Source organism: Lutibacter sp. (genome assembly GCF_030692605.1).
GTDB lineage: Bacteria > Bacteroidota > Bacteroidia > Flavobacteriales > Flavobacteriaceae > Lutibacter.
The window spans coordinates 14389-33853 of the sequence record NZ_JAUYUD010000100.1; the positions used below are offsets into that span (position 1 = coordinate 14389).

Consider the following 19465-nt stretch of genomic DNA (forward strand, 5'->3'; position numbering starts at 1 on the left):
TTAGATTATTAAATACGTAACGATTTTGGACTATTACTAATGATTTTAATTTAATTTGATTGGAAATAATGAAAAGTTTCTAATATCAAATAAATTTTTTGCGAATAATGTAATTTTAATTTAAAGAAACACCTTTAGAAAGTAAAAAAGTTAATCGAAGTGAGGATTCAATTAACTTTTCTTAAACAAACTCTAATTTTAATAAGAATTTAATTATTCTGTTGCAAATTTAAAAAATGTATTTATTTATTACAATGATTAGGGTCATCTAGAAGTATGATTGAAATCACTCTATTCTTGTGTGATATAAGCTTAATTAGTTTTTTTTAGACCAATTATTTATCCAAGTACTTAATGTATTGGCCCATTCGTCGTTGTCATTTAAACAAGGAATGGTTGTAAAGTGTTCACCTCCATTTTCAATAAACGAATGTTTAGCTTCCATGCCAATTTCTTCAAGAGTTTCTAAACAATCTGAAACAAAAGCAGGAGTTACAACGGCTAATTTTTTAATATTATTTTTTGGAAAATCATCAATGGTTAAATCAGTATATGGCTGCAACCAAGGATCGCGTCCTAAACGAGATTGAAACGAAGTGCTATAAAAGTTATTTGGAAGTTTCAATTTTTCAGCCACTAATTTGGTGGTCTCATAACATTGGTGTCTGTAACAAAATTCGTGTGCTACTGAAGATGTATTACAGCAACTTCCATCAATTTTACAATGTGATTTTGTAATATCCGATTTTTTAATGTGCCTTTCTGGAACACCATGATATGAAAAAAGTAGATGTTCGGGATTAGTTTTTACAAGTTCTTTTTGAATACTGTTGCTTAAAACTTCAATATAATTTGGGTTATTATAAAATGCAGGTAGGTTTGTTATTTTTAAGTTTGGATATTTATTCTTACTTATTTTTTTTGCTAAAACTACAATTGTTTCAGTAGTAGCCATTGCGAATTGAGGGTACAGTGGAATTAAGAAAATCTCAGTTACACCTTTTTCAACTAATTTTTTGATTCCATTTTCTAAGGATGGGTTTCCGTAACGCATGGCTAATTCAACTGGTGTTGTTGTGTTATTTTGTACTTTTTTATGCAACCTCTCAGATAATACAATTAGTGGTGAACCTTCTTCCCACCAAATTTTTTTATATGCTTCAGCAGATTTTTTCGGTCTTGTGTTTAGAATAATTCCTTTTACCAAAAAAGCTCTTAAAAGATAGGGAGTATCAATAACTCTCTTATCCATTAAAAATTCGTCTAAATAATTTTTAACATCTTTTACACTCGTACTTTTGGGAGAACCTAAGTTTACTAATAAAGCTCCTTTCATCTGTTTATGTTCGTTTTTCTTAATTTAATTGGTAAAATTTCATTAATAATGATGCGCTAACTTGCTAAAAAATATTATTGGATAATTTAGAATATTATGTTTTGGAAAATTGCTTTGGAGTAATGCCATAGGCCCTTTTAAATGCGGCAATAAAATGACTTGAAGTGCTGTAACCTAAATGAGACGCTATTTCATTAACATTTAATTGTTGTTCTTGTAATAATGTTTTAGCAAGTTCCATTTTATAATTTAGTAAAAAAGTAAAAACAGGAACTCCGTAATATTCTTTGAAATCTGTTTTTAGCTTTTTAATATTTAACCCAACTTCTTTAGCTAAATCTGCCAAAGATGGTGGATTGATCATTTCCTTAATTATTAATTGTTTTGCTTTTTTAATTTTTCCAATTGTTTCTTCAGTTGCAACATATGGGCAACTTTCATTTTCAGTTTTGTTGGGAGTACTAAAATAATAACTTATTAATTCGTACACTTTTCCTTTTATAAAAATTGGTCTAAGTGGGTCGTTTGTATGGTTGGAAATTATTTGATTTAATATAGGTTTTATAGTTCCAGTAAATTCTTTTGGTTCAATAATTGGGTTTTCAGATTTTAATTTACTGTAATTAAATAATTGTGTGCCATTTATTGAAAATAATGAATGGAAATATTCAATTGAAATAAAAACTGCGAGTAATTCTGAATCAGATGGAAGCTTAAAAAAGAGATCCATTTTGTCATCTTTAAAATACACCATACTCGAATTTCCTTCCTTTAAATCAAAAGCGCAATGCTCAAAATTTAGAGCAATTTTACAAGTATTTGAAGTGCAAAAATAAATCTGAATGTAATTATTTGATAAGGAATGTTTAAAAAACTCCGTTTCATTCGATAAATTATTTAAATGAAAGACTTTAAAAGAACCTGATTCGTTAAAAAGAAATTGAGTACTTTTGTCGATGTTTCTGTAAGTTACTAAAGAAGATTTCATACGTTATTTTTACATTTATTTTAATTTACTTTAGCAAAAATAGGAATAATAATTTACACAAAAAAATGTGAGTTTTAATTAATTAACTGACATTTGTCATATTTCTAAGGGCTTATTTTTACTGATGTTTATCATAGTTTATTTCAAAACAACATTTATTTAGAATCACTCTAAATAATCACAGTAACTTATGTCGATAATAATAGTACTTATGTCGATATAATTGAAAAAAAATATGTTGTACTTTTGTCGATACTTATTGATAATACATTAATTATGAGTGAAGAAAGAATGTCTACTAAATTATACAACGTAGGCTTAAGTTATAAAAAGGCAGATGTTAAGGTTCGAGGAGCATTCAGTGTTTCAAAAGAAAATCAAATTTTATTATTAAACGAGGCCAAAGCTAAAGGGATTGAAGGGCTTTTTATACTTTCAACTTGTAATAGAACCGAAATTACTGGTTTTGCAAAACATCCTTTCGAATTAATTAGTTTACTTATAAAATATTCAAAAGGAAGTGTTGAAGAATTTATCAATGTTTCTAATGTTTATAAAAATAAAGATGCTGTTAGACACCTTTATAATATAGGAACAGGGTTAGATAGTCAAATCTTAGGTGATTATGAAATTGTTGGTCAGTTAAAGGAAGCTTTTAAACTTGCTAAAAAGTTGGGTACAACCAATGCTTATTTAGAACGTTTGATGAATTCGGTTTTACAGGCTAGTAAAGAAGTAAAGAATTCTACAAAACTTAGTTCTGGAACAACTTCAGTTGCTTATGCAACTATACAATATCTTATAGATTCATTTGAAGAGTTAAAAACAAAAAAAATATTAATTTATGGGTTGGGTGATATTGGAAAAAATACTTGTAAAAATGTATTAGAATACACCAATAATAGGAATATTACGTTGGTTAATAGAACCGATGAAAAAACAAAACAATTTAAGGAAGAACATCCTGAAATAAATGTGGTAGCATTTTCAAAATTAGCTGAAACCATTTCCGAATCTGATATTTTAATTGTTTCAACAGGTGCAAATGTTCCAACTATAAATTGTGATCATTTAAAAAGTGTTGAAAAAATATTAATTTTGGATTTATCAATGCCAGAAAATGTAGAACCTTGTGTTAAAGAATTGCCAGGAATTACATTGGTTAATGTGGATGAATTATCTAAAATAACAGATAAAACGCTTGAAATTAGAAGAAATGAGATTCCGGCAGCCGAACTGATTATAGAGAAACATAAAAACGAATTTAATGAATGGATTTCTACTAGAAAATATGTTCCAGCTGTAAATGCCCTAAAGGAGTCTCTTATTGCAATTCAAAACGATGAAATTAGTTTTCATTCAAAAAAAATAAAGAATTTTAATGCAGAACACGCTGAATATGTGACTGCTAGAATGATTCAAAAAATTACTACTCAATATGTGAAACATTTAAAAGATGAAGAAACTGCTGTTGATCAAAGTATAAGTGTAATAAGTAGAATGTTTAATATTGAAGAGTTAATTTTAAATGAACACGATTAGGATAGGAACGAGATCAAGTCAACTCGCACTTTGGCAAGCAAATACTGTTGCAAAACAATTAGAACATTTTGGGTGTACTACAGAGATTATTGAAATTGACTCTATTGGAGATATTGTTTTAGATAAACCGTTGTACGAATTAGGTATTACCGGTGTTTTTACAAAAAATTTAGATGTTGCACTTTTAAACCATAAAATTGATATTGCAGTACATTCTTTTAAAGATGTACCAACAAAATTACCGGAAGGTATTGTTCAAGCAGCCATTTTAAAAAGAGGTGATTTTAATGATATATTGGTTTTAAAAAAAGACGAACATTTTTTTGCAAACGATAATCCAACTATTGCAACTGGAAGTTTAAGACGAAGAGCACAATGGTTGCATAGGTATCCGCATCATACAGTTGTTGGATTGAGAGGGAATGTAAATACACGGTTAAAAAAATTGGAAGATAATGAATGGGGAGGTGCTATTTTTGCAGCAGCCGGTTTAAAACGACTTGATTTGTTACCTGAACCTGAAGGTTATCTTAAATTAGATTGGATGGTTCCTGCGCCTGCACAAGGTGCAGTTATGGTAGCAGCTTTAGCTTCAAACCCAGAATTATTGGAATTTTGCAGTCAAATAAATCATTCAGATACCGCTACTTGTGTAGAAATTGAACGTAAATTTTTACAAGTTTTGGAGGGTGGTTGTACAGCACCAATTGGAGCTCTAGCATTAATTATAAAGGAAGAAATTAAATTTAAAGGCGTTTTATTTAGTCCAGACGGAAAAAATAAAATTGAATTTGCAAAATCTGTTGAAGTTGGAAATTCAGATACCTTGGCAGAGTATGCTGCAAATTTCATTTTGGAACGAGGAGGAAAAAAATTAATGCAGGAAATAATTCTTTTTGAAAAAGAAATTTCAATTTACTCAACAAAAAATTTAGCAGTTGATCAAACAAACTTGTTAGCTGAAAATATTGGAGCTTCTATGAGCGATTTTATTACGATTAGAAGTAATAGACTTAAACCAGTGGTAATTAAAAAACCAATTGAGCATGTTGTTTTCACGAGTCAAAATGCGGTTGAAGCAATAGTAGATAATTTTTCAGCGGTGGAATTAGATTTCAAAAATATTTATTGTGTTGGTAGAAGAACCAAACGATTAATTGAAAAGAAAATAGGAAAAGTAACACAGGTAGAAAATTCTGCAGCGCAATTAGCAAATTATTTGGTTGCAAATTTGAAAAAAAATGAAATTACTTTTTTTTGTGGAAATAAAAGAAGAGATGAATTAGTTACCATATTAGCAAAGAATAATATGATAGTTAATGAAATTGAGTGTTATCAAACATCTTTAACTCCTAGAAAATTAGAAGATAGATTTAAAGGAATTTTATTTTTTAGTCCTTCTGGAATTGAAAGTTTTTTAGAGATGAATACTCCGGCGAATCAGGTTGCTTTTTGTATTGGAGAAACAACAGCTTTTGAAGCAAAAAAACACTTTAAAAATGTAGAAGTTGCTGAACTTTCTACAGTTGAAAGTGTAATTAAATCAGTAAATGATTATTTTAAAAAATAAAACTATAATTTAATAAATGATGATAAACCGAACAAGACGTTTACGTAAAACAGAAAATATTCGTCGTTTAGTTAGAGAAAATAAACTAACCATAGACGATTTAATTTATCCTTTATTTATTGAAGAAGGCGAAAACATTGAAAAAGAAATTGTATCAATGCCAGGCATTAAAAGATGGTCGTTAGATAGAATTTCAAAAGAATTAGATGAGGTTGTAGCACTAGATATTCCTGCAGTTTTATTATTTGGAATCCCAACTGCGAAAAATGAAACGGGTTCCGAAACTTGGAATGATAAAGGAATTATGCAACAAGCAGTTCGTTTTATCAAAAAGAACTATCCGAGTTTATATGTAATTACCGATGTGTGTTTTTGTGAATACACAAGTCACGGGCATTGTGGAATAATTCATGAAAATGATGTTGATAATGATGCAACACTTCCAAATATTGCAAAACAAGTTATTTCTCATGCAAAAGCAGGAGTAGACATGGTGGCTCCATCAGGAATGATGGATGGTATGATTGCTACAATTCGTGAAGCGCTGGACAATACTGGTTTTCCAAATCTTCCAATTATGTCGTATGCAGTAAAATATTCCTCGGCATTTTATGGTCCTTTTAGAGATGCGGCCGATTCTGCGCCAACTTTTGGAGACAGAAGAACATACCAAATGGATCCAGCAAATAGAGATGAAGGAATGCGAGAAGCAACTTTTGATGATCAAGAAGGTGCCGATATTTTAATGGTAAAACCAGCCTTAGCGTATTTAGATATTATTAGAGATTTAAAAAACAATTTCGATCGACCAATTGCGTGTTATAATGTTAGTGGTGAATATGCGATGATTAAAGCTGCTGCTGCCAATGGATGGATTGATGAAGAACGAGTTATGATGGAAAGTTTGCTTTCAATGAAAAGAGCAGGAGCAGACATTATTATTACTTATTTTGCCAAAGATGTTGCAAAAGTATTGTTAAAAAAATAATGGTTACTGAGCAAAGTTGTAATGATTATTTAGATGAAAATTATTTTAACTTATCCCAATCACCAAAAAATTATATAAAATGAAAATAGAAAAGTCAATTGAATTATACACTAAAGGTAAGGTGAATTTAGTGGGTGCTGTTAACTCTCCTGTTCGTGCTTTTAAAGCCGTTGGAGGTGTACCTATTTTTATAGACAAAGCTAAAGGAAGTAAAATTACCGATGTTGATGGTAACGAATATATAGATTTTGTATTGTCATACGGACCAATGATTTTAGGTCATAGACACAGTAAAGTGGAATCTGCAATTAAAAAGGCCCTAAAAAAAGGGTACTCTTTTGGAGCTTCATCTTATGGTGAAATTGAATTGGCAAAAATGGTTTGCGACGCTTTCCCTGGAATGGATAAAGTTCGTTTTGTAAATTCAGGAACCGAAGCAGTATTTAGTGCTATTAGGTTGGCAAGAGCTTTTACAGGAAATAATAAAATTATTAAATTTTCTGGTTGTTATCATGGGCATTCAGATGCGTTGTTGGTTGCAGCAGGTTCAGGTTTAGCAACCTTGAGTATTCCCGGAAGTTTGGGTGTACCAGAAGATGCTGTTAAAAACACCTTGATTGCTGAATATAACAATATTGATAGCGTTGAAAAACATTTAGCAAAGCATAATGATATTGCAGCTATTATTGTAGAACCTATTGCTGGTAATATGGGAGTTGTGGTGCCAACTAAAGAGTTTATGGAAGAATTAAGAGATCTAACCAAAGCAAGTGGTGTTCTTTTAATTATGGATGAGGTTATGACTGGTTTCCGATCTAAATTTGGCGGAGCTCAAGAATTACTTGGTATTCAGGCAGATATAACTTGTTTAGGAAAAGTTATTGGAGGTGGATTTCCAGTTGGAGCTTACGGAGCAAGAAATGAAATTATGGAAATGGTATCGCCATTAGGAGGGATGTACCAAGCAGGAACATTGTCGGGTAATCCAATTGCTATGGCTTGTGGAATTGCTACTTTGAAAGAGTTAAAAAAGAGAAATCCATATAAAGATTTCGAAAAAACAGCTTCTTTTTTAGAGAAAGTAATGAAGGAAGCAGCTACAAAATTTGGAGTTGATATTCAAGTCAATAAATTTGGATCTATGATAAATCCGTTTTTCACAAAAGAAAAAGTAACAAATTTTAAATCGGCTCAAACAAGTGATACAGATAAATTTAAAACCTTTTTCTGGAAAATGATGGAACAAGGAGTATTTTTACCTCCATCTCAATTCGAATCTTGGTTTTTGTCTTCAGCAATAAGTAAAAGAGATATTTATAAAGTAAAAGATGCCATTTATAAAGCAATGGAAGCGGTAGCTAATAAGGCTAAAAAAATGTAATCAATTGATACTAATTAATAGATAGTAATAAAAGAAATGATTAAAAACGATTTATATTTAAGGGCCCTAAAAGGTGAAACAGTAGAACGTCCACCAGTATGGATGATGCGTCAAGCGGGGCGTTATTTACCAGAATTTATTGCAATACGAGATAATTACGATTTTTTTACACGTTGTAGAACTCCTGAACTAGCTTCAGAAATAACAGTACAACCCATTCGAAGATTTGGGATGGACGCTGCTATTTTGTTTTCTGATATTTTAGTGATACCTCAGGCAATGAATATTGAAGTTGAAATGAAAAATGGAGTAGGACCTTGGTTACCAAACCCAATTAGAACTGCAAAAGATGTGGAAGCAGTTGTTGTGCCTGATGTAACAGTTGAATTAAAGTATGTAATGGATGCTATTAAAATAACCAAGCAAATGTTAAATGATGATATTCCATTGATTGGTTTTGCAGGTTCACCTTGGACCATTTTATGTTATTGTGTACAAGGCCAAGGGTCTAAAAATTTCGATTTAGCTAAAGAATTTTGTTTTACACAACCTGTTGCGGCACATTTATTACTTCAAAAAATAACGGATACAACAATTGCTTATTTAAAAGAAAAAGTAAAAGCAGGTGTAAATGCAGTTCAAATTTTTGATTCTTGGGGAGGAATGCTTTCTCCAGTTGATTATCAAGAGTTTTCTTGGCAATACATCAATCAAATTATTGAAGCTTTAAAAGATGATGCTCCAGTAATTGCTTTTGGTAAAGGGTGTTGGTTTGCATTGGAAGAAATGGCAAATTCAAATGCTGCTGCATTGGGTGTAGATTGGACTATTACCCCGCAAATGGCTCGTAAGTTTACTGGTAATAAAATAACATTACAGGGTAATTTTGATCCTTCAAGATTATTATCACCTCCAAAAGAAATTAAAAAGTTAGTTACTAAAATGATTGACGATTTTGGGAAAGATAAATACATTGTAAATTTAGGTCACGGTATTTTACCAAACATACCTTTAGACAATGCCAAAGCATTTATTGATGCAGTAAAAGAGTATAAATAGTGAATAAAGTTACAAGTTTAAAGCTTTAAGCTATTAGTTATGGTAAATTATAAAAATTATAAGGTTTGGCAAAAATCACATAACTTAGTGTTTGAGGTATATAAAACGGTAAGCTTATTCCCTAAAGAGGAACAGTTTAATTTAGTTTCACAAATAAAAAGAGCTTCAATTTCAATTCCAACAAATATAGCAGAAGGATGCGGAAGAGAAACTCAAAAGGAACTTATAAGATTTTTATATATTGCATCTGGTTCAGCTCACGAATTAGACTATTTGTTTTTAATATCAACCGAATTGAATTTTATTTCAAAAGGGGAATCAGCGATTTTGCTAAATGAAATTGATGAAATTAAAAAAATGTTGGCTGCTTTAATAACTAAAATAAAGTCAACTATTTAAAAAAAAGCTTATTACTTATAGCTTATAACCTAAAACTAAATGACAAACTTAATTCAAAAATACAATATACCTGGTCCAAGATATACAAGTTATCCAACAGTTCCGTTTTGGGATGCTGAAGGGATTTCTTTAGAAAATTGGAAAAAAACCGTTAAAAAATCTTTTGATGAAAGTAATGATATTGAAGGTATTAGCCTTTATATTCATTTACCTTTTTGTGAAAGTTTATGCACGTTTTGTGCTTGTCATAAGAAAATTACAAAACGTCATGAGGTTGAACAACCGTATATTGAAACCGTTTTAAAAGAATGGGATTTGTATTGCGATTTATTGGTTGAAAGACCAAAAATTAGAGAAATTCATTTAGGAGGAGGAACTCCAACTTTTTTTTCTGCCGAAAATTTAAAGGAACTAATTGATGGTATTTTTAAAAGAGCTGATAAATTTGAAATTTTTGATTTTAGTTTTGAAAGTCATCCTAATTTAACTTCAGAAAAACAATTACAAACGTTGTACGATTTAGGTTCTCGAAGAAATAGTTTTGGAATACAGGATTACGATCCAAAAGTTCAAAAAGCCATACACCGAGTTCAAAGTTTTGATCAAGTAAAAAAGGTACACGATTTATCTAGAAAAATTGGGTACGAATCTATAAGTCATGATTTAATTTTTGGATTGCCTTTTCAGACTGAAGATAGTATCCGAAATACTATTAAAAATACCATTGCTTTAAAACCTGATAGAATTGCTTATTATAGTTATGCCCATGTGCCTTGGATTAAAGGCGTTGGCCAACGAGGTTTTGAGGATAGTGATTTACCTAAAGATGAGGAAAAAAGGCATTTATACGAATTAGGTAAACAATTGTTTTTCGATAATGGATATGTAGAAATTGGGATGGATCATTTTGCATTGCCAACAGATTCTTTACATGCAGCTATGAAAGCTAAAAAATTGCATCGTAATTTTATGGGCTATACGGCTGGTAAAACGGAATTAATGATTGGCTTAGGAATGTCTTCTATAAGTGATTCTTGGTATGCTTTTGCCCAAAATGAAAAAGATATTGATGATTATACTGAAAAAGTAAATGCTGGAATTATTCCAATATTTAGAGGTCATTTACTAACAGAAACCGATTTAATTATTAGAAAACACATATTAAACTTAATGTGTAATCTTGAAACGGAATGGAAAATTGGACTGAGCGATCAAGCTAAAAATGAAATTGTTGACCGTTTAAAATCGATTATTGATGATGGTTTATTAGATGTAACTTCAACTGGAATTAAGGTAAAAGAGGAAGGGAGAATGTTTGTGCGTAATATTTGTATGGCTTTTGACCTGCGTTTAATTGAAAATAAGCCTGAAACGCGTATTTTTTCAATGACTATATAGTTTAAATGTAAATTTTTTAAAAAAAGCCTGAACAATTTAATCGTTCAGGCTTTTTTCGTTCTAAGAGCTATAATTCTTCAACTAATGTGTTCATGTAATTTAGGATAAACCACATGTGTGTTTCGTCAGAAATTTTCTTTTTAAAATTAGGCTTTTCATGAAGTCCATTATAACTTTTGTAGAATTTTACTCCGTCTAATTGTTCTTTAAATTCTTTAGTGGTGAAATTTATTATATTGTAATTAAACTCGTAACTTTTTTCACCATCCCCTTTTCCATTTTTTCCATGACAAGATTTGCAATGCTTTAAAAACAAAGCTTTGCCCATTTCTAAATTGTCTTTATCAACATAAGTGGGATTTTTCATTTTTATGTATTTGTCCGGAATTTTCCATTCCTCCTGTAAGATTTGGTCAAATGAATAAAGGCCAAAACTTACTATTCCTATAATCAATAAAAATTTTAGAGTTCTCATAATTGTTTTTTTTAATTCAAGTTATTTTTTAGCACCCATCGTTCTCATATAATGAATAACTAACCACACATCTTCCGAGGTCATTTTCTTTTCATAATTAGGCATGTCTTTTCTACCAATATAGCTTTTATAAAATATGTCACCATCTGATTGACTTTGAAATTTTTTAGATGAAAAATCGCCTAAATCACCTTCAACCTCTTTTGCTTTAGGGCCATCTCCTAGACCATCTTTCCCATGACAAGATTTACAATGTTTAGCATACAAAGATTTACCTAAAGCTATGTTTTCAGCACTAGATGCAGTTGTATTTTTCATTTTTTTATATTTTTCTGGGACTTTCCATTCTTCTTGAAAAAGGGTATTGAATGATAAAAGACCCAAACTAACAATTCCGATAATGGTTAAAAATTTTATTGTTTTCATGTTTTTGTTATTTAAATTATTATTATGTTAATAAATGAACTTTTTTAAGTTTTGGGTTATATTTTTAATTTTAATTCGTCCCCTTCTTTTTTAATCTTTACTAAATTTATGATTGTGTAAACATAGTTTGCCCAAACTCCAACTAACATAATGGTTAGAACACTGTACATCCATAGTGGTGCAATTGCTGACCATAAAGAGTTTTTTTCTTTGATTGAATGACTGTGAAATATTCCCCACTTAATATTTTTATTTTGGGTGACATTCCAATATTCATCATGGTCAACAACCATTGCATAAACTAATAAATTACCGTTAATATCGCCTGGAATATCAGAAGGGAATGTAAATTCATAAGAGCCATCATTTATTGTACCTTCTTCAATTTTCATTTTAGAAAGCATAGCCTGAATGTAAAAACTAATTTCAATTTCTTCAGCAGGGATTTTTTCGCCTAATTTGTTTATTGTAAAGGCTGAAACTGAAACAGTTTTCACACTATCAATTTCTGTTAAGTTTAATTCTATGTGTAAATCTTTAATACTAATTTCTGCTGTTTCTTCATCTATTGCATTTGAACCTTCAAATAGTGCAGTTAAATTAATCGTTCCATCATCATCTATTAAATAGTTTTGATTTTCTGGAAGCGTTAATTGTGCAATTCCTTCGTTTGATGTGTTAACCGCACCTAATAATACTTCTTCTTCATTTAAAATATTGAAAAACTTAATTTCAGCGTTGCTAATAGGAATTTTATCTTTTCTGTCTTTTTTATTAGTTGCTATAAAAGATACTTCCAATAAACGAGAATTGTCTGGCTGTTTAACCGTTGTTAAATTAAAACCCATCCTGTAATTGGACACATCATTTTCTTGAGCTATGCATACATTACTTAACAAAAAAGCAATAATAAAAGAAGTAATAAGTGGGTATTTAAATAGGACTTTTTTCATAATTTGATAATTTATTTATTTTGCTCACCTAAATTTTTTATTCTTTTTTCTTCGAATCTTTCTTGATCAATAATTCCAGATATTGGTATAATTGGCACAAATTTCATAATGAGTTTAAACATTAATATAAATGCTGCAATTCCTGCAAAACTTAAAGCGTACTCGATCCAAGAAGCAGTATAAAAAATGAATTCAGGCCGCGTATCTTGAATTGGGATATAGGGAGTTTCTAAAGTAGGAATAACAATTAAATACCGGTTTAACCATAAACCTAGAACAGCTATTACTGCTGCAAATGTGACTGATTTTATTGTTCTTAATTTTTTAAAGAATAGAATAATTATTGGCACTAATACACCAATATAATTTGCGAAAATAAATTCCCAAAAATAGTGGCTAAATAGGGTTTCTAATAATTCCACATCATTTGTTTTATGACTAAACCATTTAGAGAAGTATTCGCTAAAAGTAAAATAGCCAAATAATAATGATATTATGAGTAGTACAATACCTGCACCAATAAAATGAATTTTCCGAATATACTTTTCTAATTTAAAAGATGTTCTAATTAAATACATTGTTATTATAATTACTCCCACACCTGAGTATAAACCTGCAATTATAAAATACGGAGCAAAAATGGTACTATTCCAACCTGGTTGAAGGGTTAAGCTGAAAATCCAAGCGAGAACAGTATAAGCAACAACAGCCATTGCGATAATCATTACTGACATTATTTCAGTAATTTTATGTAACCTTTTACGTTGCGAAGTTGTATCTTGATATCCTATTGCTAACACTCTATATACATTTTTTTGCCAATTAGGAACTTTTAAATCTGTAGTATCTCTTAAAATGGCAAAGTCAGGAATAAATGTTAAGTATAGGTAAATGAAACACCCAATTAGGTCGGTCATTATTGCAATAATATCCCAAGTAATAGGAGATTGAATTCTTGGATAGATAAATAAATAGTGTAACCTGTCTAATCTACCGATACATAGTAAGATAAAAATAGGACCAACTATTAACGATAAAACGGTTATAATTTTAATAATTCGGGCAATTGAATATTTCCAAGAGCCATTAAAAAAATGCAGTACGCCAGTAATAAATGCTCCGGAATAACTTATTCCAACAAAAAATATGAAATTGATGATATAAATCCCCCAAACAACATTATCTCTCATTCCAGTAACTTTATGACCGTTTATAAATTGAAGGTAAAAGGCATATATCCCTACTGAAATAATTGCGATTAGCACAAAATACCAAAGTTTAGATACTAAACTAGATTTTTCTAACATTGGCGAAAATTCCTTTACTAATTCTCTTTTTCTTTGATTGAAATCCATAACTAAGAGTTCTTTGAATTAAATTTTACCTTGTTTTTTTAGTTCCTTCACATAATCAACATTTTTGTAACGTTCTATAATGTCTTCGTCAACATCAAATCCTCGTTCTAGTGGGAACTGTCTATTTACGGCTGGTAAATAATAAACATTTGGCCTTGTTCCTAAATGTTCTAAATACCTGTAGCCTGAACGTTCTTTAATTAATTTTGAAAACCGAACTGTTTCTTCACCATTTGTTACAATATCTTCATTTATATCTCCAAAATAAATAACACCCATAGGACAAGCTTTTGCGCAATGTGGTAATTCTCCTTGTCTTAATAAATCAGGGCAAAAATCACATTTCATAATGGTTCCTTCCGTTCCAGGAATTCCAGTTTCAGGAGAATATGGAATAGCTGTGTTCTTAAATTTGTCCTTATGTCCCCAATTAAAAATACGAGCAGAGTATGGACAACTTGTAACACAAAACTTGCACCCAATACAACGTTCAGCATCCACCAAAACAATATTATCATCACGCTTAAAGGTTGCTCCGGTTGGGCACACGGTTACACAAGGAGGGCTGTCGCAGTGAAAGCAAGGTTTTGGAAACCAATACGGATCAGCTTCTTTATTATCCTGCATAAGTTGAATTTTTAAAAACTCTTCGTTGTAATCTAATTGATGACCTTTTTGGCAAGATTCAACACAATTTCTTGCATTTTTACATTTAGCCAAATCTATCACCATTACAAATTTTCTGTTTGGGATTCCTTTTCTAGATTCAGCTGAAGTTATATGAGCTTCAGGATATTTATTAATATTAGTAGCATCAACCTCAACAATTTTACCTTCAGGAGTTAATAACCTTATTTTTTCACCAGAAAGAGCTGATTCTTCTTCATTAATTAGGTTAGAAAATAAAGAAGCTCCAGTGGCAACTGTAACAGTAGATATGAATCCTAATTTTAAAAAATTACGTCTATTAGTTCCACTTTTTTCAATTTTGTTATTTTCCATAATTCTATTTAGTTAATAAAATCAATTAAAAATAGTACCAATCAAATTCAATTGATCAAATGCATATTTTTTTACGAAAGAAAACGGATGTGTAATTTTAACCTCTATTTAGGATGTTGTTTTTAAATTAAATTCAAAAACATTTAAAGGTATAAATCAAGATAATTTTAACTTTTTTAGATGTATGTGATACATAAAATACATCTTAGTAAATTATCTTATATAAAATTACGGACAGAAGCCTTGCCTTTGTATGACAATTGTCATTTAATTAAAAAAAAATTGCAAAAAATAGGATTATTAAAAAAAAAATATTATAAAAAATGCAATTTAATTGGCTATTTATTTAAGTTTAAATAGGTTTCAACTATTTTATTTATAATTAAAGTGATTTTTTGATTAAACTAACTATAAATAGTATAAATGTTAAAATAGGGTCAAAAGTCTATTAAACTACTTTTTATTTTTAATGTATTTGTAAACTTGATTTGGCTTATTCTGTGGAAAGTATTGTTGGTTTATTGACGAATAAGTCAATAATATGAACGGTTTCTTGTCTTTTTAATAATTAAATGTAGTAGATTAATATATTTTTTGTCTTAATATTTCATTCAAAATTGTCTTTGTTCTAAATAATTAATTGTCTTCTCGAATTTAAGATTTTAGTGTCTTAAAATTAGTATTTAAAGACTTTTATTAATTATTTCAACTGTAAGTTGCTGACATAATGACAATTATCATTGATAATATTATTTTGAATATGTAACTTTAGTAACAGATCAACTAAAAGAAAGATAATTTTTTGCTATGTAAAATTAACCAACTAATTTTTTTTTAAACTATTTAAATTTAATATTATGACTAAAAAAGGTAGAAAAACATGGGTTACTGTTTTAATTATTATTGTTTCTCTTATAGTTTATGGTTTCTACATGTATATAAGAGCTAGTGATGGTAAATTTGTTCCATCATTTACTGGAGTTCTTTTTGCATTAATTCCAGCCATATTGATTAACATTATTTGGAATAAAAAATCCAAAAAAGTAAAAAAAAGTAGTTAATTAATTCAATAAGTATGAGATTAAAAAACCCACTTATATGCCAAAAATAATTTTTCGCTTATTCTTGTCCTTTGTTGTATTCGTAAGTATTTTTATATTAATACAGCGTTATTTAACACCTAATTCGTTTGGTGAGTATGGACATTATAGAGCCAGTGCAATTGATGACAATATGTTATCTGTACCTTTTTATAAAGGAGAAGAAGAATGTGCTTCTTGCCATCAAGAAGTGTATGATTTAAAGTCAGCTGATATCCATTCTGGGATTCGTTGTGAAAGTTGTCATATGCCTAAAATTGCAGCTTCTAAAGATTGCAAAATTAATCCTCCAAAAGTTGAAGGAAGTCTTAATTTTTGTGGACAATGTCATGCTATCAATGCAGGACGTCTTAAAAAAGGAGTACCAACTTTAAATTTTAAAGATCACAAAGGAGATCAAAATTGTATCGAATGTCATAATGCACACGCACCATGGGAACTGAAAGAATAGTAAATAAAAGAAGAAAGTTTTTCCAAACTAGCGCTGCTTTGCTTGGAGGAACCTTATTGTATTCAATAATTAAACCTTTTGAAGCAATTGCACAAACTGAAGAAGAACCTACAATAGATGATAAAAATCTTCCTTTATGGGGAATGGGTGTTGACATTGAAAGTTGTATTGGTTGTGGAAAATGTGCTGAAGCTTGTAAAATTGAAAATAAGGTACCAGAAGAACCATTTTATTTTAGAACTTGGGTAGAGCAATATACTGTTAAAAATGATGGAGAAGTTAAAATAGAATCTCCAAACGGTGGTATTGGAGGATTAAAACAATCTGTACCCGATGAAGATATATTTAAATCTTTTATGGTGCCTAAATTATGTAACCATTGTACCAAAGCACCTTGTGTTCAAGCTTGCCCTGTTGGTGCAACATTTATAAGTCCAGACGGTGTGGTTTTGGTAGATGAAACCTATTGCATTGGTTGTAGTTATTGTATTCAGGCGTGCCCTTATGGCGCCCGATTTATGAATCCAGTGACAAAGGTCGCTGATAAATGTACTTTCTGTTATCATAGAATTACGAAAGGATTAGAACCTGCTTGTGTTGAGGTTTGTCCAACAAATGCAAGAGTATTTGGAGATTTAAGAGATAAAAAAGGTGATTTGGTTAAATTTTTACAAGATAATCCAACTCAAGTATTAAAACCTCATTTAAATACGCATTCAAGAGTATTTTACAATGGGCTAAGTTCAGAAGTTAAATAATTATGGAAGAACATTATCAACATTTGTATGAAGCACTCTCACAAGTAGATGGCTATATTTACCCAAATGAAATAGATTTGCATTGGGGTTTAATGATTGTTTTATATCCTTACATCACAGGATTAGTTGCAGGAGCATTTATATTGGCTTCTTTAGAAAGAGTTTTTAATATTAAGGCTTTAAAACCTACATATGGTATCGCTTTATTAACTGCTTTATCATTTTTATTTGTGGCTACATTGCCGTTAGTTAGTCATTTACAGCATCCCTTACGATCTTATGAAATATTTATGACTCCAAATCCAACCTCAGCAATGGCAATTTTTGGATTTGTTTATTTATGGTATTTAATGGTAGTGCTATTGTTAGAAATTTGGTTCGATTATCGACTTGATTTTGTAATATGGTCAAAAACGAGTACCGGATTTAAAAAGTTATTTTATAAAGTAATTACATTAGGAATTAATGATACTGATGAGAAATCGGCTAAGTTGGATGATAAATTGGGGTATTTTATAACTGTATTAGGGATTCCTTCAGCATTTTTATTACATGGGTACGTTGGATTTATTTTTGGATCGATTAAAGCTAATCCTTGGTGGTCAACAGTATTGATGCCTGTAATTTTCCTTTTTTCAGCAATGGTTTCAGGAATTGCATTAGTTATGGTAATATATATGGTTGTAAGTTGGGCACGTAAAGTAAAAATTGATATGCTATGTTTAGATACCATTGCGAAATATCTTTTTTATATTTTAATTATAGATTTCACCTTAGAATCGTTAGATCAAATACACAGACTTTATGAGGCCGAAGAATCTTTTGATATTATTAAAGTATTGGTTGGAGGTAAGTTAAATATAACATTAATTTATATGCAAGTACTTTTTGGGACTATCATACCACTTTCTGTAATTGGATTTTTTCAAATTTATAAACCTACTGAGAAAATTAGAAAAATTTCTTACTTTTTTGTAGGGATACTAGTACTAATAGGAATTTTCTTTATGAGATGGAATGTTGTTATTGGTGGTCAATTATTTTCAAAAAGTTTGAGTGGATTTACTACTTTTAATGCTGTTTATTCAGGTTTGGAAGGTTATTTAATGATGGCAGTTTGGTTGATTTTACCATTATTAATTTTAACTTTTTTATTATGGTTAATGCCACCTTGGAAAAAGGTTTCTAGCCATGAATAATTTTTTAAATAATGTAGCTGTCTAAAAAAGTAAAACTTTTTTCAACATGAACATGACTATGAGTCTAGTGATGATTGATAGGGATGATGAGATTCTGAAATAACACTTCGACAAGGGCAGTGTGACATTTTCAGAATGACTGTAATTTTTTACACTAATTTTTAGACAGCCTTATTTTAGTATAATTTAACAAAATTAAATTCAAATAACTTTTACTTGGCTAAGGTTCTCAAATAATTAACAATTAGCCATCTATCTTCATCATTTGGTATTTTCTTTGTATACTCTGGCATATCATCTCTACCAAAAGATGTTTTATAAAATAATTCACCATCTGTTTGTTTTTGAAAAACTGCAGAAGAAAAATCTCCTAAATCTCCTTTCATTTCAGCCGCTTTTGGTCCATCACCTAAACCTTTTGCTCCATGACAAGATTTACAATGTTTAGTGTACAATGATTTTCCAATAGCTGCATCAGTTTTTGAATCAATGGGATTTTTCATTGTAACATATTTAGAAGGCACTTTCCAATCTGAAATGTTGGTTGTAATTTTGGGCACTTGAACAACTACTTTTACTGGAGTTTCATCCTCAATAACTTTTTTTGGTTGTTCGGTAACCACCACTTTTGTTTCAATTTCAACTTTAGTTTCTTCGTTCACCTTCGTCTCAGTTGTTTTTTGCGTAACTACTTTTCTAGGTTCTTTTGTAGTAATTTTTGTAATTGTCGTAGTTTTTACAATATCTTTTGGTACATCTCCTTCAAGAATTTCAATTCCTATTTTACCAATTGTATCAGTTTTAATTATTACAGTTTCAGTGATAATTGAATCATTGAGACTATCTGTTTTTTCCTGTTTTTCTTTTGTACCACAATTTTGAAAAAGCAATGAAGTACTTAAAATTGTCAAAATAAATAATTTTTTCATTTTATTTTGTTTTATTAATTAATAATGCGAATTAAGGGTTAAAAATCACAAGAAAAAAGCAAAAAATTTATGATAAAAAGCAATAAAATATTTGCATAAAAGCCTGATAATCAGTATATTTATAGTGAATTTCAAACATTATAAAAAACATGATTA

Annotated in this window: 19 protein-coding genes; 11 read left to right on the forward strand and 8 right to left on the reverse strand. The window is 29.9% G+C overall.

What is annotated here, in order from left to right; all coding sequences use genetic code 11:
* Positions 1 to 316: 316 nt before the first annotated feature.
* Complete coding sequence (hemH, locus tag Q8S45_RS10360; RefSeq protein ID WP_305604409.1) at positions 317 to 1336, reverse strand: ferrochelatase; 1020 nt, start codon at positions 1334 to 1336, stop codon at positions 317 to 319.
* A gap of 94 nt (positions 1337 to 1430) precedes the next feature.
* Positions 1431 to 2324, reverse strand: coding sequence for an AraC family transcriptional regulator (locus Q8S45_RS10365; RefSeq protein WP_305604411.1), 894 nt, complete (start codon positions 2322 to 2324; stop codon positions 1431 to 1433).
* Between the two features lie 276 nt (positions 2325 to 2600).
* On the opposite strand from Q8S45_RS10365, the gene hemA reads away from it, so the two are divergent.
* From hemA to hemN, 7 genes are all read left to right on the forward strand, one after another.
* Complete coding sequence (gene hemA, locus Q8S45_RS10370; protein WP_305604413.1) at positions 2601 to 3866, forward strand: glutamyl-tRNA reductase; 1266 nt, start codon at positions 2601 to 2603, stop codon at positions 3864 to 3866.
* Positions 3853 to 5436 (forward strand): hydroxymethylbilane synthase, encoded by a 1584-nt coding sequence (gene hemC / locus Q8S45_RS10375; protein WP_305604415.1) that lies wholly within the window; start codon positions 3853 to 3855, stop codon positions 5434 to 5436. The genes hemA and hemC overlap by 14 nt, the downstream gene beginning before the upstream one ends.
* A 22-nt stretch (positions 5437 to 5458) precedes the next feature.
* Positions 5459 to 6424 carry a porphobilinogen synthase gene (gene hemB / locus Q8S45_RS10380; protein ID WP_305604453.1) on the forward strand — a complete coding sequence of 322 codons (966 nt, stop codon included), beginning with the start codon at positions 5459 to 5461 and terminating at the stop codon, positions 6422 to 6424.
* Between the two features lie 79 nt (positions 6425 to 6503).
* A complete protein-coding gene (gene hemL / locus Q8S45_RS10385) occupies positions 6504 to 7805 on the forward strand; it encodes a glutamate-1-semialdehyde 2,1-aminomutase (protein WP_305604417.1) in 1302 nt (433 codons plus the stop codon).
* Between the two features lie 36 nt (positions 7806 to 7841).
* Positions 7842 to 8864 carry a uroporphyrinogen decarboxylase gene (gene hemE, locus Q8S45_RS10390; protein ID WP_305604419.1) on the forward strand — a complete coding sequence of 341 codons (1023 nt, stop codon included), beginning with the start codon at positions 7842 to 7844 and terminating at the stop codon, positions 8862 to 8864.
* 39 nt (positions 8865 to 8903) lie between these two features.
* A complete protein-coding gene (locus Q8S45_RS10395; RefSeq protein ID WP_305604421.1) occupies positions 8904 to 9263 on the forward strand; it encodes a four helix bundle protein in 360 nt (119 codons plus the stop codon).
* 39 nt (positions 9264 to 9302) lie between these two features.
* Positions 9303 to 10661: an oxygen-independent coproporphyrinogen III oxidase gene (gene hemN / locus Q8S45_RS10400; RefSeq protein WP_305604428.1), complete on the forward strand. Its 1359-nt coding sequence runs from the start codon at positions 9303 to 9305 to the stop codon at positions 10659 to 10661.
* A 67-nt stretch (positions 10662 to 10728) separates the two neighbouring features.
* Here hemN and Q8S45_RS10405 read toward each other — a convergent pair whose 3' ends face one another.
* From Q8S45_RS10405 to Q8S45_RS10425, 5 genes are read right to left on the reverse strand one after another with little or no spacing between them, the layout of a single operon-like run.
* Complete coding sequence (locus Q8S45_RS10405; protein WP_305604430.1) at positions 10729 to 11136, reverse strand: c-type cytochrome; 408 nt, start codon at positions 11134 to 11136, stop codon at positions 10729 to 10731.
* 21 nt (positions 11137 to 11157) lie between these two features.
* On the reverse strand, positions 11158 to 11562 hold the full coding sequence (locus Q8S45_RS10410; protein WP_305604432.1) for a cytochrome c: 405 nt from the start codon (positions 11560 to 11562) through the stop codon (positions 11158 to 11160).
* A gap of 56 nt (positions 11563 to 11618) precedes the next feature.
* Positions 11619 to 12515, reverse strand: a complete 897-nt coding sequence (locus Q8S45_RS10415) for a hypothetical protein (protein WP_305604435.1) — start codon at positions 12513 to 12515, stop codon at positions 11619 to 11621.
* Between the two features lie 11 nt (positions 12516 to 12526).
* Positions 12527 to 13870 carry an NrfD/PsrC family molybdoenzyme membrane anchor subunit gene (nrfD, locus tag Q8S45_RS10420; RefSeq protein WP_305604437.1) on the reverse strand — a complete coding sequence of 448 codons (1344 nt, stop codon included), beginning with the start codon at positions 13868 to 13870 and terminating at the stop codon, positions 12527 to 12529.
* 18 nt (positions 13871 to 13888) lie between these two features.
* A complete protein-coding gene (locus Q8S45_RS10425; protein ID WP_305604439.1) occupies positions 13889 to 14872 on the reverse strand; it encodes a 4Fe-4S dicluster domain-containing protein in 984 nt (327 codons plus the stop codon).
* Positions 14873 to 15729: 857 nt separating this feature from the next.
* Here Q8S45_RS10425 and Q8S45_RS10430 point away from each other — a divergent pair.
* From Q8S45_RS10430 to nrfD (Q8S45_RS10445), 4 genes are read left to right on the forward strand one after another with little or no spacing between them, the layout of a single operon-like run.
* A complete protein-coding gene (locus Q8S45_RS10430) occupies positions 15730 to 15933 on the forward strand; it encodes a hypothetical protein (RefSeq protein WP_305604441.1) in 204 nt (67 codons plus the stop codon).
* A 37-nt stretch (positions 15934 to 15970) separates the two neighbouring features.
* The gene (locus Q8S45_RS10435; RefSeq protein WP_305604443.1) at positions 15971 to 16423 is read left to right on the forward strand and encodes a hypothetical protein; all 453 of its coding nucleotides are present in this window, start codon (positions 15971 to 15973) and stop codon (positions 16421 to 16423) included.
* A complete protein-coding gene (locus tag Q8S45_RS10440) occupies positions 16405 to 17181 on the forward strand; it encodes a 4Fe-4S dicluster domain-containing protein (RefSeq protein WP_305604445.1) in 777 nt (258 codons plus the stop codon). The genes Q8S45_RS10435 and Q8S45_RS10440 overlap by 19 nt, the downstream gene beginning before the upstream one ends.
* A 2-nt stretch (positions 17182 to 17183) precedes the next feature.
* The gene (gene nrfD / locus Q8S45_RS10445) at positions 17184 to 18380 is read left to right on the forward strand and encodes an NrfD/PsrC family molybdoenzyme membrane anchor subunit (RefSeq protein ID WP_305604447.1); all 1197 of its coding nucleotides are present in this window, start codon (positions 17184 to 17186) and stop codon (positions 18378 to 18380) included.
* Positions 18381 to 18592: 212 nt separating this feature from the next.
* Here nrfD (Q8S45_RS10445) and Q8S45_RS10450 read toward each other — a convergent pair whose 3' ends face one another.
* The gene (locus tag Q8S45_RS10450; protein WP_305604449.1) at positions 18593 to 19309 is read right to left on the reverse strand and encodes a cytochrome c; all 717 of its coding nucleotides are present in this window, start codon (positions 19307 to 19309) and stop codon (positions 18593 to 18595) included.
* Between the last annotated feature and the right edge of the window lie 156 nt (positions 19310 to 19465).

Bases quoted from the DNA above. Each gene is read 5' to 3' on its own strand.
- Q8S45_RS10425 (WP_305604439.1), bottom strand. From the start codon at position 14,872: ATGGAAAATAACAAAATTGAAAAAAGTGGAACTAATAGACGTAATTTT.
- Q8S45_RS10410 (WP_305604432.1), bottom strand. From the start codon at position 11,562: ATGAAAACAATAAAATTTTTAACCATTATCGGAATTGTTAGTTTGGGT.
- hemH (WP_305604409.1), bottom strand. From the start codon at position 1,336: ATGAAAGGAGCTTTATTAGTAAACTTAGGTTCTCCCAAAAGTACGAGT.
- hemA (WP_305604413.1), top strand. From the start codon at position 2,601: ATGAGTGAAGAAAGAATGTCTACTAAATTATACAACGTAGGCTTAAGT.
- hemE (WP_305604419.1), top strand. From the start codon at position 7,842: ATGATTAAAAACGATTTATATTTAAGGGCCCTAAAAGGTGAAACAGTA.
- Q8S45_RS10405 (WP_305604430.1), bottom strand. From the start codon at position 11,136: ATGAGAACTCTAAAATTTTTATTGATTATAGGAATAGTAAGTTTTGGC.
- nrfD (WP_305604437.1), bottom strand. From the start codon at position 13,870: ATGGATTTCAATCAAAGAAAAAGAGAATTAGTAAAGGAATTTTCGCCA.
- nrfD (WP_305604447.1), top strand. From the start codon at position 17,184: ATGGAAGAACATTATCAACATTTGTATGAAGCACTCTCACAAGTAGAT.
- Q8S45_RS10430 (WP_305604441.1), top strand. From the start codon at position 15,730: ATGACTAAAAAAGGTAGAAAAACATGGGTTACTGTTTTAATTATTATT.
- Q8S45_RS10415 (WP_305604435.1), bottom strand. From the start codon at position 12,515: ATGAAAAAAGTCCTATTTAAATACCCACTTATTACTTCTTTTATTATT.
- Q8S45_RS10440 (WP_305604445.1), top strand. From the start codon at position 16,405: ATGGGAACTGAAAGAATAGTAAATAAAAGAAGAAAGTTTTTCCAAACT.
- Q8S45_RS10395 (WP_305604421.1), top strand. From the start codon at position 8,904: ATGGTAAATTATAAAAATTATAAGGTTTGGCAAAAATCACATAACTTA.
- hemC (WP_305604415.1), top strand. From the start codon at position 3,853: ATGAACACGATTAGGATAGGAACGAGATCAAGTCAACTCGCACTTTGG.
- Q8S45_RS10365 (WP_305604411.1), bottom strand. From the start codon at position 2,324: ATGAAATCTTCTTTAGTAACTTACAGAAACATCGACAAAAGTACTCAA.
- hemN (WP_305604428.1), top strand. From the start codon at position 9,303: ATGACAAACTTAATTCAAAAATACAATATACCTGGTCCAAGATATACA.
- Q8S45_RS10435 (WP_305604443.1), top strand. From the start codon at position 15,971: ATGCCAAAAATAATTTTTCGCTTATTCTTGTCCTTTGTTGTATTCGTA.
- hemL (WP_305604417.1), top strand. From the start codon at position 6,504: ATGAAAATAGAAAAGTCAATTGAATTATACACTAAAGGTAAGGTGAAT.
- Q8S45_RS10450 (WP_305604449.1), bottom strand. From the start codon at position 19,309: ATGAAAAAATTATTTATTTTGACAATTTTAAGTACTTCATTGCTTTTT.